A 13,352-nucleotide genomic window follows, 5' to 3' on the forward strand; every position below is an offset into this window, starting at 1 on the left:
CGTGAAATTTTCTCGTTTGCCGGAACAGGACAGGTATGACATCTTTTTTGGACATTTAGACATCCAGAAGTCTAAATCTTCAAATGATGAATTATCACTGCTGGCAATTATCGCCGGCAGACTGAGGAGATTTCCATGCAACGACAGCACGCCCCGTACCGCGCCGATGTAGTCGGCAGTTTTTTACGCCCGGATGCCATCAAAGAGGCTCGCCTGAAGTTCGCCAGCGGCGAAATTGACGCCGGACAGCTTCGCGCGGTAGAGGATGATGCCATTCGCCACGTCGTTGAGCAGCAGTGTGCGTGCGGCCTGCATGTGGTCACCGACGGTGAATTCCGCCGTGCCTGGTGGCACTTCGACTTCTTTGACGGTCTGCAGGGCGTTGAGCGTTACGATTCACAGCAGGGGATCCAGTTCAACGGGGTACAAACCAAAGCCCACGGCGTGCGCGTCACCGGCAAGCTGGGCTTTGGCGCCCATCCGATGCTCGAAGATTTCCGCTACCTGAAAAGCATCAGCGGCAATGCTCAGCCAAAGATGACCATTCCCAGCCCGAGCGTGCTCCATTTCCGCGGCGGCCGTAAAGACATCGATGCGACGGTCTACCCGGATCTGAATGACTATTTCGACGATCTGGCGACCACCTGGCGCGACGCCATCCGCGCATTTTACGACGCGGGCTGCCGTTACCTGCAGCTGGACGATACCGTCTGGGCCTATCTCTGTTCGGACGATCAGCGCCGTCAGATCCGCGAGCGCGGTGACGATGCCGATGAGCTGGCACGCATCTATGCCCGCGTTCTGAACAAGGCTCTGGAAGGCAAGCCGAACGATCTGACCATCGGCCTGCACGTCTGCCGCGGTAACTTCCGTTCAACCTGGATTTCCGAAGGCGGCTATGAGCCGGTGGCGGAAGTGCTGTTCGGGACGGTCAACGTTGACGCGTTCTTCCTTGAATACGACAACGACCGCAGCGGGGATTTCGCGCCATTGCGCTTCATTCGCCCGGGCAAGCAGCAGGTGGTGCTGGGCCTGATCACCACGAAAAACGGCGAGCTGGAGAACCCGGAGGGGATTAAAGCCCGTCTGGAAGAGGCGGCGAAATACGTGGCAAAAGAGCAAATTTGCCTCAGCCCGCAGTGCGGCTTTGCCTCTACCGAAGAGGGCAACAGCCTGAGCGAATCCCAGCAGTGGGACAAAGTCCGTCTGGTCACGCAGATCGCCAGCGAAGTCTGGTAAAGACTCATCCACAGCGCTGCATTATAAAAGTGCAGCGCTGTGCCATTCTGAGACGTTCTCTTTACATCCTGCGTTCCCCCTCCTGAAATAGCGCTTCCTCCATTCTGGCATCCTTTTTGCTCCTGCTTCGCTGACACATTTTTTTCCGCGTCCACGCCGTAACGGACGTTTTCGCACAGCGTTCTTTTTCAGGAGTGAAAATATGCAGCGTCGTACCTTATTAAAAGCCTTTGCGTTATCCGCGTCCGTCGTGACGATGGGAATGAGTTTTGGCGTGCAGGCGGCCGATACCATCAAAGTGGGGATCATGCATTCTCTTTCCGGCACCATGGCCATCTCCGAAACGCCGCTGAAAGACGTCGCGCTGATGACCATCGACGAGATCAACGCGAAAGGCGGCGTACTGGGTAAAAAACTGGAGCCGGTGGTGGTGGATCCCGCCTCAAACTGGCCGCTGTTTGCCGAGAAGGCGCGCCAGCTGTTAAGTCAGGATAAAGTGGCGGTGGTATTCGGCTGCTGGACGTCGGTATCGCGCAAATCCGTGCTGCCGGTCTTCGAGGAGCTGAACGGTCTGCTGTTTTATCCGGTGCAGTATGAAGGCGAAGAGATGTCGCCAAACGTCTTCTATACCGGCGCGGCGCCGAACCAGCAGGCCATCCCCGCGGTGGAATACCTGATGAGCGAAGACGGCGGCGCGGCGAAGCGCTTCTTCCTGCTGGGTACGGACTATGTTTATCCGCGCACCACCAACAAGATCCTGCGCGCGTTCCTGCATTCGAAAGGGGTGGAGGATAAGGACATCGAGGAGGTTTACACCCCGTTCGGCCATAGCGACTACCAGACCATTGTCGCTAACATCAAGAAATTCTCCGCGGGCGGCAAAACCGCCGTGGTGTCGACCATCAACGGCGATTCCAACGTTCCGTTCTACAAAGAGCTGGCTAACCAGGGGCTGAAGGCGACCGACGTGCCGGTGGTGGCGTTCTCCGTAGGAGAAGAAGAGCTGCGCGGGATCGACACCAAACCGCTGGTCGGCAACCTCGCGGCGTGGAACTACTTTGAATCCGTGGATAACCCGACCAACCAGGCCTTCGTGGCGGATTACAAAGCCTATGCGAAGGCGCACAAGCTGCCGAACGCCGATACCGTGGTGACCAACGACCCGATGGAAGCGACCTACGTGGGGATCCATATGTGGGCGCAGGCGGTGGAAAAAGCGGGCACAACCGACGTGGATAAAGTGCGTGCGGCGATGGCCGGCCAGTCCTTTAAGGCGCCGTCAGGCTTTACGCTCACCATGGATGCCACCAACCACCATCTGCATAAGCCGGTCATGATCGGTGAAATCGAAGGCAACGGTCAGTTCAACGTGGTGTGGCAGACGGAACAGCCGGTACGCGCCCAGCCGTGGAGCCCGTTCATCGCCGGTAACGATAAAAAGCCCGACCAGCCGATGAAAACCGCCAGCAACTAAGCCATCACCAGGGAGAAACGTCATGAACGCCATGCGCATGTTCATCGCTCTTGTATGGCTTTCCGGACTGCTGCCAGGGATGGCGCAGGCATCGGATGCCGATCGTTTTGTTGCCGCCAGCCGCAGCCAGCAGGCGGAGTTGCTGACGCAGTGGGCCGAAGCGCCGGACGCCGCGAGGCTGCCGCTGCTGCAGGCACTGCAAAAAGAAAACCTCTATACCGACAGCCAAAAGCACGCCTTTGCGCAGCGCAGCGGTCAAATGGTCTCGCTCGGTGACGCTAAGTCGACCGAAGGGCCAGCCAAAGCCGTTCGTCTGACCAACCGGCTGCGCGTGCTGGCCGCCACGGCCATCGCTACGCATCAGCTGGTGAGTGACAGTGTCACAGAAAGGCGGGCGGCGGCCCGTCAGCTTCAGCGGGATGCCCAGCCTGGAATGCTCGCTTTTCTGGAAAAGCGGGTAAACGATGAAACGGACGCGGTGGCACGTCAGGCGCTTTTACTGGCGGTGGCGAATCTCCAGCTAGCCAGCCCGCAGGCAGAGGTGCGCCGCAAGGCCGTCGAGTTATTAGGGCAGTCTGACGATCCGGACGTGCAGTCCAGACTTACCCCGTTTACCCAGGCACAGACAGAGCCGGATGCCGGGGTGCGCGCCGCCGCGCAGGAGAGCCTGAGCCAGATCCAGCATCGACTGATGTGGGGCGATCTGCTGGGCCAGGCGTTCATGGGGCTCTCTCTGGGGTCGGTGCTGCTGCTGGCGGCGCTGGGGCTTGCCATCACCTACGGCCTGCTGGGCGTCATCAATATGGCGCACGGTGAGATGCTGATGCTGGGGGCGTATGCCACCTGGATGGTGCAGCAGGCGATGGCCGGGCTTGCGCCACAGTGGCTGGCGCTCTATCCCGTTATCGCGCTTCCGGTCGCGTTCTGCCTGACGGCGGGCATCGGGATGGTGCTGGAGCGCACCGTGATCCGCCATCTGTACGGTCGTCCGCTGGAAACGCTGCTGGCAACGTGGGGGATCAGCCTGATGCTCATCCAGCTGGTGCGCATGACCTTTGGCGCCCAGAACCTGGAGGTGGCCAACCCGGCATGGCTGTCCGGCGGAGTGCAGGTTTTTGCCAACCTGACGCTGCCGTGGAACCGCATCGTGGTGCTGGGCTTCGTGCTGCTGGTGCTGTTCTTTACCTGGCTCATTCTGAATAAAACCCGTCTGGGGCTCAACGTGCGTGCGGTGACGCAGAACCGCAGCATGGCCGCCTGCTGCGGGGTACCGACAGGCCGTGTCGATATGCTGGCGTTTGGGCTTGGCTCAGGAATTGCGGGGTTAGGCGGCGTGGCGCTATCGCAGCTCGGTAACGTCGGGCCGGAGCTGGGTCAGGGCTACATCATCGACTCTTTCCTCGTGGTCGTTCTCGGTGGCGTAGGCCAGCTGGCAGGCAGCGTGGCCGCGGCGTTTGGTCTGGGTATTTTCAATAAAATTCTTGAACCGCAGATGGGGGCGGTGCTGGGCAAGATCGTGATTCTGGTGGCGATCGTGCTGTTTATTCAAAAACGCCCTCAGGGGCTGTTTGCGCTGAAAGGGAGGGTGATTGACTGATGAGCCAGCCGCTGACCTTAACGCTGGCGCGCAAAGCGCCGCGCACAACGCAACTTGCAGGCAGCCTGCTGGTGGTGTGTCTGCTGATATTACCGTTTTTCGCCTTACTGCCTGCGACGCATCCGCTGGCGCTGTCGACCTGGGTGCTGACGCTGATTGGCAAGATCCTCTGCTATGCCATCGTTGCGGTGGCGCTGGATCTGGTGTGGGGCTACGCCGGGATGCTCTCTCTTGGGCACGGTATCTTCTTCGCTCTGGGCGGCTACGCGATGGGCATGTACCTGATGCGCCAGGCTGCGGGTGACGGTCTTCCTGCGTTTATGTCGTTTCTCTCCTGGAGCGAACTGCCGTGGTTCTGGTGGGGAACCCAGCATTTTGCCTGGGCGCTGGTGCTGATTGTGATGGTGCCGGGCCTGCTGGCGCTGGTGTTCGGCTGGTTCGCCTTCCGCTCCAATATAAAAGGGGTCTACTTCTCGATTATGACCCAGGCGCTGACCTATGCCGGGATGCTGCTGTTCTTTCGCAACGAAACCGGTTTTGGCGGCAATAACGGCTTTACCGGCTTCACCACGCTGCTCGGGTTTTCGGTAACGGAAACGACCACCCGCATCGCGCTGTTTCTGGCGACCGTGCTGTTGCTGCTTCTGGCGTTGGGCACCGGATTTGCGCTGGCGAAGAGCAAGTTTGGCCGCATCCTGACCGCCGTTCGCGACGCCGAAAACCGCCTGACGTTTTGCGGCTACGATCCGCGCGGGTTCAAGCTGCTGGTATGGACGCTCTCCGCCGTGCTGTGCGGCCTGGCGGGGGCGCTGTACGTCCCGCAGGTGGGCATTATCAACCCCGGTGAAATGTCGCCGACGAACTCAATAGAAGCGGCAATCTGGGTGGCGCTGGGCGGGCGCGGCACGCTGGTCGGTCCGGTGATTGGCGCGGCGCTGGTGAACGGCGCCAAGAGCTTCTTCACCGTCGCGATGCCGGAATACTGGCAGCTGTTTCTGGGGCTGATTTTCATCGCCGTCACGCTGTTTTTACCGCGCGGCGTCTACGGTCTGTTTCGAAAGGGAGAGAAATAATGCAGCCAGCCGAAGGGTTATTCACCCGCCAGTTGCCCGGCGATCGTTATCGGGAACAAACCGACCCGGTGCTGCAGCTTGAGGCCATTAACGTCAATTTTGATGGTTTTCAGGCCCTGACCGATCTGTCGCTGAATATCGGCGTGGGCGAGCTGCGCTGCGTGATTGGCCCTAACGGCGCCGGTAAAACCACGCTGATGGACGTTATCACCGGCAAAACTCGGCCAAAGAGCGGGAGGGCGATTTACGATCAGTCTATCGACCTGACCGCGCTGGAGCCTGCGGCCATTGCCCGCCAGGGGATCGGGCGTAAATTCCAGAAGCCCACGGTTTTTGAAGCGCTGACGGTGTGGGAAAACCTGGAGATCGCCATGAAAACCGATAAATCCGTCTGGGCGAGCCTGCGGGCAAAACTCAACGGTGAACAGCGCGACCGCATCGATGAGATGCTGGTTTTGCTGCGCCTTAGCAGCGAGCGCGACCGCCGCGCCGGGCTGCTTTCGCACGGGCAAAAACAGTTTCTGGAGATCGGTATGCTGCTGGTTCAGGACCCGCACCTGCTGCTGCTGGATGAACCGGCCGCCGGGATGACCGACGCGGAAACCGAATACACCGCCGAGCTGTTCAAAACGCTGGCGGGTAAGCACTCCCTGATGGTGGTGGAGCACGATATGGGCTTTGTTGAGACTATCGCCGACCACGTCACGGTGCTGCATCAGGGACGCGTGCTGGCGGAAGGTTCGCTTCGCGAGGTGCAGGCTAACGAGCAGGTGATTGAGGTCTATCTGGGGCGCTAAGGAGCGATGATGTTACAGGTTAACGAACTGAATCAGTATTACGGCGGCAGCCATATCCTGCGCGGCGTGAGTTTTGAAGCCGTCACCGGAGAAGTCACCTGCCTGCTGGGGCGCAACGGCGTCGGGAAAACCACGCTGCTGAAGTGTCTGATGGGGCTGATCCCGGCGAAAACCGGGGAGGTCATCTGGCAGGGTAAAAAGATCACCCACAGCAAGCCGCACCAGCGGGTGCACTCTGGAGTGGCGTACGTCCCGCAGGGCCGCGAGATTTTCCCGCGCCTGACCGTGGAAGAGAATCTTCTGCTCGGGCTGTCGCGTTTTTCCGCCCGCGAGGCGAAGCAGGTTCCGGATGAGATCTGGCAGCTGTTTCCGGTGCTTAAAGAGATGAGGCATCGTCGCGGGGGCGATCTCTCCGGTGGACAGCAGCAGCAGCTGGCGATTGGTCGCGCGCTGGCGAGCCGTCCGCAGCTGTTGATTCTGGACGAGCCGACCGAAGGCATACAGCCATCGGTGATTAAAGAGATTGGACAGGTGATCCGCACCCTGGCGAACCGAGGCGACATGGCGATACTGCTTGTCGAACAGTTTTACGACTTTGCCGCCGAGCTGGCCGACAGCTATCTGCTGATGTCGCGCGGCACGATTATCCAGCGCGGCCGGGGTGAAAACATGGAGCAGGAGGGCGTTCGCGGGCTGGTTGCGATTTAAAATGTTATAATATAACATTTGCATTCTTATAAAACGGAATGAGGGTGTTATGTTGGCTGCACATTTTGGGAAATTTGCCATGACTCTGGGGGCGCTGCTGGTCAGCGGCCAGCTGTTTGCTCACTCGCACGGCCATCAGATGACCGAAGCGGAACAGAGGGCGGCGAACGGCGTGTTTGAGGATAAGGACGTGAAGGACAGAGCGCTGTCAGACTGGGACGGGACGTGGCAGTCGGTCTATCCGTTCCTGCTGGACGGTTCGCTGGATCCGGTGTTTAAACAGAAAGCGCAGAAAGACAAAAGCAAAACCTTTGACGAGGTGAAAGCGTACTACCGCAAGGGCTATGCGACGGACGTGGATGCTATCGGCATCGAAAACAACGTGATGGAATTTCATAAGGGCAAAGCGGTCAGCCGCTGTCAGTATGATTACAGCGGCTACAAAATACTGGCCTACGCATCGGGCAAAAAAGGCGTTCGCTACCTGTTTGAGTGTAAGGATGCCGGCAGCAAGGCACCGAAGTTTGTTCAGTTCAGCGACCACACCATCGCCCCGAAGGCCTCTTCGCACTTCCACATTTTCATGGGCAACACCTCCCACGAGGCGCTGCTGAAAGAGATGGATAACTGGCCGACCTATTATCCGAATGAGATGTACAAAGAGCAGGTGGTAGAGGAAATGCTGCACCACTGATGCTTTATTGCCGGGTGGAGGCTACGCCTCACCCGGCCTGGAAGCGCTACGCCACGTTGGGCGTTTCACACCACGCCTTCACGCTCATCCCACGCAAAATCATCAGCCACGCCATGACGATGGCAACCATCATGATGACAAATAGCGACCAGTGCGGCAGGTTGGTCAGGATAATACCGGTGATCATCGGGTTTGCCGCCGCGCCGAGCCAGCCCAGCGCCTGCGCGGAAAAATAGCTCGCCTTCATCCCGGGCGGGGCAATGTTGTCGATCAGCATGTATTCGCCCGGTGCATAGATAATCTCACCCAGGGTAAAGATGGCGGCAGCGATGCCCCAGTAAACCAGGTTTTCCCCGGAGAGCATAAAGCCACCCAGCCCCACGATAAAAAACAGGGTGGCGAGGGTCATCAGCGGGCGAATATTGCTGGCAGAGATCTTGCGGCCCAGCGCATATTGCAGCGTCACCACCACGGCGGCGTTGACGGGCAATACCACGGCGACCACCTTTTCGGCGAAATTACTGTCTGCATGCGCGGCCAGAACGTATTGCGAAATGCAGGTCGCGAACGATCCGCCGACGTATGACGCCAGCAGGCCAGAGAGCGTATACCAGAACAGCGCGCGGTCTTTCAGCAGTACCGACGGCTGCCAGGGCATTTTCTCCTCGGCGGTATCCAGCGTAACGCTTCTCTGCACGAAGAAATGGATGAATCCGAGCGGCAGCGCCGCGCAGAAGGCCGCCAGCCAGAACGGCAGCTGCAGGCTGTACATCACCAGCAGGGTGCCAATCGGCGGCCCGATCGTCCAGCCAATGTTCAGAAAGCTGTAGTTAAGCGAGAAGACGCGCGCTTTCTGGCTTGCGGTGAGCACGTCGGAGAACCAGGCCTTCAGCACCGTTGAAAAGACGGAATAGGCGCAGTTGATCAGCGCGAAGAACAGCACCACCAGCGTGACGTTATCGACCAGCGGGATCGCGACAAACCCCGCGATAAAAGCCACGATCGCAATCAGCATGTAGCGCTTTTTATCAAACTTATCGGCCAGAATGCCAAATCCCAGGCTGAACACCACGCCGATTGTCAGCGCAATCGTCAGGGCATAACCAATATTCTCGACGCTCATGCTGTAGACGCGCGTGAGATAAATGGTCATGAACGGCAGCGTTGCTCCCCGACCGATGGTTAATAACAATGACGACGCCAGCAGCGCTGCGGTTGAGCGCCTGAGAGATGGTTTCATATTCCTGCCCGACAGTTGCTTATGCTTTTTTTAGACGTGTGTTAACAGGATTACCATGACATAAGGGGCTTGTATAGCACCTAATTTATCCGTAAGTGCTTCGCCTGACTGCCATAATTAATGATCTTCTCGCCGCGCGCTTTTTTCTGTTACCTTGAACTGTTAACAAATAATTAATAATTCAGGGGCAGGGTATGACGCGTAAAGACGGGCTGCTGGCGTTGCTGGTGGTCGTAGTATGGGGGCTCAATTTTGTGGTCATCAAGCTGGGGTTGCACAACATGCCGCCGCTGATGCTGGCCGGTTTACGTTTTTTGCTGGTCGCGTTCCCGGCGCTCTTTTTCGTCGCCCGTCCGAAGATCCCGTTAAAGCTGCTGCTGGGCTATGGCCTGACCATCAGCTTTGGCCAGTTCGCGTTTCTCTTCTGCGCCATCAAGTTCGGGATGCCGGCCGGTCTGGCCTCGCTGGTGCTGCAGGCGCAGGCGTTCTTTACCATCATTCTCGGCGCCTTCGTGTTTAGCGAACGTTTACAGGGAAAACAGCTGGCAGGCATTACGCTGGCGGTGTTTGGCGTGCTGGTGCTTATTGAAGCCAGCCTGAACGGCCAGGATGTGGCGCTGCTCGGCTTTATGCTGACGCTGGCGGCGGGGCTGAGCTGGGCCTGCGGGAATATTTTCAACAAGCTGATTATGCAGCACGAGGCCCGCCCGGCGGTGATGTCCCTGGTTGTCTGGAGCGCGCTGATCCCGATAATCCCGTTTCTGGCGGCGTCGTTTATTCTGGATGGTCCGGATGTAATGCTGAACAGTCTGGTCGAAATCGATCTGACCACAATCCTTTCTCTTGTCTATCTGGCCTTTGTCGCCACCATTGTGGGCTACGGGATCTGGGGATCGCTGCTGGGGCGTTATGAAACCTGGCGCGTGGCGCCGTTATCCCTGCTGGTGCCGGTGGTGGGGCTTGCCAGTGCGGCACTCTTGCTGGATGAAACGCTGAGCGCGCTGCAGCTGTTTGGCGCCGTGCTGATCATGGCCGGGCTGTACATTAACGTGTTTGGTCTACGGGTTCGTCGGGCGACGCGGGTAAGCGAAAAGGCATAAAAAAAGCCCCGCGTCTGCGGGGCAAAAACGAATCAGAGGCCGTGCTGATTATAATAAGGCACGCCTAATTCGTCGGATTTGTCGCTACCAGCACCCATATGGTTGAAATCATAAGGCGACTGGTCATGTGCGGACGGCAAAATCATCGTATCAGGATTATTTTGCTGCGTTGCACGAGGGGTTTGCTCCGCGAAGGTCTGGCTGGAGAACAGCACCAGCAAGGCGAGGGAGGCGGAGGCGGTAACTTTCATGATTTCCTCGGTTACGTCTTTACAGGCGATGATTAACTACAGTGTTTTAACGGATACAGGTATCGGGATTCGCCCGGCACGCTGGTGATTCGGTACTTATGAGGCGGCACGTCAAAATAGTTCTTGAACGTACGCGTCAGGGTCTGTTGCGATTCAAATCCGTAACGCTCCGCCAGATAAAGGATCGGCTCATTGCTTTCTTTCAGTTTCTGGGCAATTTCCGTCAGCTTGCGGCTGCGAATGTATTGACCTAATGAATGACCGGTCTCTTTTTTGAACATCCGTTGCAGGTGCCATTTGGAGTAACCTGAACGCTCTGACACTTTTTCAAGGGAGAGCGGCGATTCCAGGTTATCTTCGATCCAGTCCAAAATGCTATGAATGGTGATAGCGTCAGTATTGCGTCTGGACATCGTCATACCTCTTTTTCTGTTTACGGCAGTATTTTTTTGAGCAGAAGCTCAAGGGTTGCCACTTCATCTGCCGTTAAGTTTTTTGTTAGTTCCTGATGCAGTGTTTGTCCTACTAATTGATGACATTGCTCGCACATGGCCGCGCCATCGCTGGTCAGCTTCACCAGTACGCCGCGTTTGTCATTCGGGTTAGGGCTTCGTTCTATCCATCCTTTGCAGACGAGACGATCCAGCATGCGGGTTAACGCGCCCAGATCGACAGAGAGCACCTTTTTCAGCTCAACCGGTGTGATACACACTTCGCAGCGAATGGAACACAGCACTTTGAACTGTGTTGCGGTGATATCCAGCGGTGACAGATAGTCATTGAGCAGGCGATCTTTTTTCTGATTTACCATATGAATAAGACGACCCAGCGGAACAACGTCGTTAAAGATATCACTGGTGCTTTTCACAATGGTTGCCCTGGCAAGTAGTTAGTCACGGCAGATATTATTGCTCAGGCAAGTATAAGTCAACTGAATGAGTCAGCCGATGCCACGAATTGCTAAAACGTTTCATGAACTTTTTTTGAGGTCTTTCAAATCATATAGATAACTGTCAGTTATCTTTCCAGGACGGAAATAATCGTTGCGTTGCACCCATGGCTCAATGTCACACTTTCACCCTATAATTGCTGTGTTAAATATGGATAAGGACAACAACGCACTATGTTGGATTTAATAAAAGCAATCAGCCTTGGGCTGGTGGTCTTGCTGCCGTTGGCTAACCCGTTAACGACGGTGGCGCTGTTCCTCGGGCTGGCAGGGAATATGAACAGCGCCGAGCGCAACCATCAGTCGATGATGGCCTCGGTGTATGTGTTTGCCATCATGATGGTGGCTTACTATGCCGGACAGGTGGTGATGAACACCTTCGGGATTTCCATCCCCGGCCTGCGTATCGCCGGGGGGCTGATTGTGGCCTTTATCGGTTTCCGCATGCTGTTCCCGGCGCAAAAAGCGCATGAGTCACCGGAAGCGACCAGTAAATCGGAAGAGCTGGAAACCGAGCCGAGTGCGAATATCGCCTTTGTGCCGATTGCCATGCCGAGCACGGCGGGGCCGGGTACCATCGCGATGATCATCAGCTCCGCATCAACGGTGCGCGACAGCGCAACCTTCCCGGACTGGGTGCTGACGGTTGCGCCACCGCTGATTTTTGCGATTATCGGGGTTATCGTGTGGGCGTCGCTGCGCAGTTCTGGGGCCATTATGCGCTGGGTAGGCAAGGGCGGTATCGAGGCGATCTCCCGTCTGATGGGCTTCCTGCTGGTCTGTATGGGCGTGCAGTTTATTATTAACGGCGTGCTGGAAATTATTAAGACCTATCATTGATGTGATTGCCGGGTAAGGCGAAGCCGCCACCCGGCAAGAAGGCTCACCCGTGCTGACCCTGTTCCTCCAGCGCCACCGGCCATTTACGGAAGATGAGCACTGACCAGACCAGCGCCACCAGGGCCGGAATGGCGCCCAGATAGCCAATCGCCGACATCGATACGTGCAGTATTACCTGATTTCCCACCAGCGCGCCCGCGCCAATCCCCAGATTGAAAATCCCTGAGAACAGCGACATGGCGACGTCCGTTGCATCCGGCGCCAGGGCCAGGACCTTCACCTGCATGCCCAGACCAATAATCATGATCGCCACGCCCCAGAACAGGCTGAGGATCGCCAGATGGCTTTCACTGCCTGCGGCAGGCATCAGCAGCAGCAGGCAGGCCAGCAGCAGACCGATAGCGCAGCTCACCAGCGTCGAGGCGTGCCGGTTACCCAGCTTACCGAACAGCACGCTGCCAATAATGCCCGCTCCGCCGAGGATCAACAGCAGGACGGTGGCAAAGTTGGCGCTAAAGCCCGCCACCACCTGCACAAAGGGTTCAATGTAGCTGTATGCCGTGTAATGGGCCGTCACCACAATGACGGTAAGCAGGTAGATACCCAGCAGCGCCGGGCGACGCATCAGCAGCGGCAGGCTTTTCAGCGAGCCGGAATGCTCGCTCGGCAGCGCGGGGAGCAGCTTAATCAGGCATACCAGCGTAACCAGCGCGCCCATACCAATGGCGAAGAACGTCGTACGCCAGCCGAAGTATTGCCCTACGATGCGGCCAATCGGCAGACCCAGCACCATCGCCAGTGCGGTACCGGTGGCAATCAGGCTCAGCGCTTGGGCGCGTTTACCCGCTGGCGCGAGTCGAATAGCCAGCGACGCGGTGATCGACCAGAACACCGCATGGGCAAAGGCAATGCCGATTCGGCTGATGACCAGCACCGTAAAATTCCACGCCATAAACGACAGAACATGGCTGGCGATGAACAGCACAAACAGGCCGATCAGCAGCCTGCGCCGCTCCATCTGGCTGGTCAGCAGCATAAACGGCAAGGACATCAGCGCCACAACCCAGGCGTAGATGGTCAACATAATGCCCACCTGCGCCGTTTCCATCTGGAAACTTTCAGCGATGTCAGACAACAGCCCAACCGGAACAAATTCTGTGGTGTTAAAAATAAACGCGGCAATGGCCAGCGTGACCACGCGTAGCCACGCAACCCTGCGGGAAACTGTGTTCGTTGTCATAGGGATGTCGGAGATTCGTTGCTGAAAAGAAGAGGAGACGATCTTAAAACGTCGAACGGCGAAAACTCAACCATTATGTGACGCAGATCTCAATATTTACCTTATGAAAGCGGTAGCCGGGAACGCCGTTTTCATTGAATATAAAAGAAC

The 13,352-nt window shown here is 57.3% G+C and carries 14 protein-coding genes; 9 read left to right on the forward strand and 5 right to left on the reverse strand.

What is annotated here, in order from left to right:
- The first annotated feature begins 135 nt into the window (after positions 1 to 135).
- The 7 genes from NWV12_RS10995 to zinT all read left to right on the forward strand — a co-directional run bounded on the left by NWV12_RS10995 (position 136) and on the right by zinT (position 7,582).
- Positions 136 to 1,239, forward strand: a complete 1,104-nt coding sequence (locus NWV12_RS10995; RefSeq protein ID WP_048981369.1) for a cobalamin-independent methionine synthase II family protein — start codon at positions 136 to 138, stop codon at positions 1,237 to 1,239.
- 202 nt (positions 1,240 to 1,441) lie between these two features.
- Entirely contained in the window at positions 1,442 to 2,713 is a 1,272-nt protein-coding gene (gene urtA, locus NWV12_RS11000; RefSeq protein WP_033145526.1) for an urea ABC transporter substrate-binding protein, read from the forward strand.
- A gap of 22 nt (positions 2,714 to 2,735) precedes the next feature.
- Entirely contained in the window at positions 2,736 to 4,310 is a 1,575-nt protein-coding gene (gene urtB, locus NWV12_RS11005) for an urea ABC transporter permease subunit UrtB (RefSeq protein ID WP_048981368.1), read from the forward strand.
- Positions 4,310 to 5,383, forward strand: coding sequence for an urea ABC transporter permease subunit UrtC (gene urtC, locus NWV12_RS11010; RefSeq protein WP_048981367.1), 1,074 nt, complete (start codon positions 4,310 to 4,312; stop codon positions 5,381 to 5,383). The genes urtB and urtC overlap by 1 nt, the downstream gene beginning before the upstream one ends.
- Complete coding sequence (gene urtD / locus NWV12_RS11015; RefSeq protein ID WP_023311769.1) at positions 5,383 to 6,180, forward strand: urea ABC transporter ATP-binding protein UrtD; 798 nt, start codon at positions 5,383 to 5,385, stop codon at positions 6,178 to 6,180. Before urtC ends, urtD begins: the two co-directional genes overlap by 1 nt.
- A gap of 9 nt (positions 6,181 to 6,189) precedes the next feature.
- Positions 6,190 to 6,888, forward strand: a complete 699-nt coding sequence (gene urtE, locus NWV12_RS11020) for an urea ABC transporter ATP-binding subunit UrtE (protein WP_048981366.1) — start codon at positions 6,190 to 6,192, stop codon at positions 6,886 to 6,888.
- A 52-nt stretch (positions 6,889 to 6,940) separates the two neighbouring features.
- Positions 6,941 to 7,582: a metal-binding protein ZinT gene (gene zinT / locus NWV12_RS11025; protein WP_048981391.1), complete on the forward strand. Its 642-nt coding sequence runs from the start codon at positions 6,941 to 6,943 to the stop codon at positions 7,580 to 7,582.
- Positions 7,583 to 7,628: 46 nt separating this feature from the next.
- On the opposite strand, the gene ydeE is transcribed toward zinT, so the two are convergent.
- The gene (gene ydeE, locus NWV12_RS11030) at positions 7,629 to 8,822 is read right to left on the reverse strand and encodes an efflux MFS transporter YdeE (RefSeq protein WP_048981365.1); all 1,194 of its coding nucleotides are present in this window, start codon (positions 8,820 to 8,822) and stop codon (positions 7,629 to 7,631) included.
- A gap of 194 nt (positions 8,823 to 9,016) precedes the next feature.
- Between ydeE and eamA the strand changes: the two genes are divergently transcribed.
- Positions 9,017 to 9,922: an O-acetylserine/cysteine exporter gene (gene eamA / locus NWV12_RS11035; protein ID WP_048981364.1), complete on the forward strand. Its 906-nt coding sequence runs from the start codon at positions 9,017 to 9,019 to the stop codon at positions 9,920 to 9,922.
- Between the two features lie 32 nt (positions 9,923 to 9,954).
- Here the strand turns inward: eamA and marB are convergent, their stop codons facing one another.
- From marB to marR, 3 genes are read right to left on the reverse strand one after another with little or no spacing between them, the layout of a single operon-like run.
- Positions 9,955 to 10,173, reverse strand: coding sequence for a multiple antibiotic resistance protein MarB (gene marB / locus NWV12_RS11040; RefSeq protein WP_048981363.1), 219 nt, complete (start codon positions 10,171 to 10,173; stop codon positions 9,955 to 9,957).
- Between the two features lie 32 nt (positions 10,174 to 10,205).
- Entirely contained in the window at positions 10,206 to 10,586 is a 381-nt protein-coding gene (gene marA / locus NWV12_RS11045; RefSeq protein ID WP_008502237.1) for an MDR efflux pump AcrAB transcriptional activator MarA, read from the reverse strand.
- 20 nt (positions 10,587 to 10,606) lie between these two features.
- A complete protein-coding gene (gene marR / locus NWV12_RS11050; RefSeq protein ID WP_008502236.1) occupies positions 10,607 to 11,041 on the reverse strand; it encodes a multiple antibiotic resistance transcriptional regulator MarR in 435 nt (144 codons plus the stop codon).
- 255 nt (positions 11,042 to 11,296) lie between these two features.
- Here marR and NWV12_RS11055 point away from each other — a divergent pair, with 255 nt between their 5' ends.
- Positions 11,297 to 11,962, forward strand: a complete 666-nt coding sequence (locus NWV12_RS11055; protein ID WP_023335699.1) for a MarC family NAAT transporter — start codon at positions 11,297 to 11,299, stop codon at positions 11,960 to 11,962.
- A 43-nt stretch (positions 11,963 to 12,005) separates the two neighbouring features.
- On the opposite strand, the gene NWV12_RS11060 is transcribed toward NWV12_RS11055, so the two are convergent.
- Complete coding sequence (locus NWV12_RS11060; protein WP_033145533.1) at positions 12,006 to 13,202, reverse strand: sugar transporter; 1,197 nt, start codon at positions 13,200 to 13,202, stop codon at positions 12,006 to 12,008.
- Positions 13,203 to 13,352: the final 150 nt, after the last annotated feature.

The organism is Enterobacter sp. Crenshaw, from assembly GCF_024734705.1.
Classification (GTDB): Bacteria; Pseudomonadota; Gammaproteobacteria; order Enterobacterales; family Enterobacteriaceae; genus Enterobacter; species Enterobacter asburiae_B.

Coding starts and splice junctions, on each gene's coding strand:
- urtC (WP_048981367.1), top strand. CDS start 4,310: ATGAGCCAGCCGCTGACCTTAACGCTGGCGCGCAAAGCGCCGCGCACA.
- urtB (WP_048981368.1), top strand. CDS start 2,736: ATGAACGCCATGCGCATGTTCATCGCTCTTGTATGGCTTTCCGGACTG.
- marA (WP_008502237.1), bottom strand. CDS start 10,586: ATGTCCAGACGCAATACTGACGCTATCACCATTCATAGCATTTTGGAC.
- NWV12_RS11060 (WP_033145533.1), bottom strand. CDS start 13,202: ATGACAACGAACACAGTTTCCCGCAGGGTTGCGTGGCTACGCGTGGTC.
- eamA (WP_048981364.1), top strand. CDS start 9,017: ATGACGCGTAAAGACGGGCTGCTGGCGTTGCTGGTGGTCGTAGTATGG.
- marB (WP_048981363.1), bottom strand. CDS start 10,173: ATGAAAGTTACCGCCTCCGCCTCCCTCGCCTTGCTGGTGCTGTTCTCC.
- NWV12_RS10995 (WP_048981369.1), top strand. CDS start 136: ATGCAACGACAGCACGCCCCGTACCGCGCCGATGTAGTCGGCAGTTTT.
- urtA (WP_033145526.1), top strand. CDS start 1,442: ATGCAGCGTCGTACCTTATTAAAAGCCTTTGCGTTATCCGCGTCCGTC.
- ydeE (WP_048981365.1), bottom strand. CDS start 8,822: ATGAAACCATCTCTCAGGCGCTCAACCGCAGCGCTGCTGGCGTCGTCA.
- NWV12_RS11055 (WP_023335699.1), top strand. CDS start 11,297: ATGTTGGATTTAATAAAAGCAATCAGCCTTGGGCTGGTGGTCTTGCTG.
- urtD (WP_023311769.1), top strand. CDS start 5,383: ATGCAGCCAGCCGAAGGGTTATTCACCCGCCAGTTGCCCGGCGATCGT.
- urtE (WP_048981366.1), top strand. CDS start 6,190: ATGTTACAGGTTAACGAACTGAATCAGTATTACGGCGGCAGCCATATC.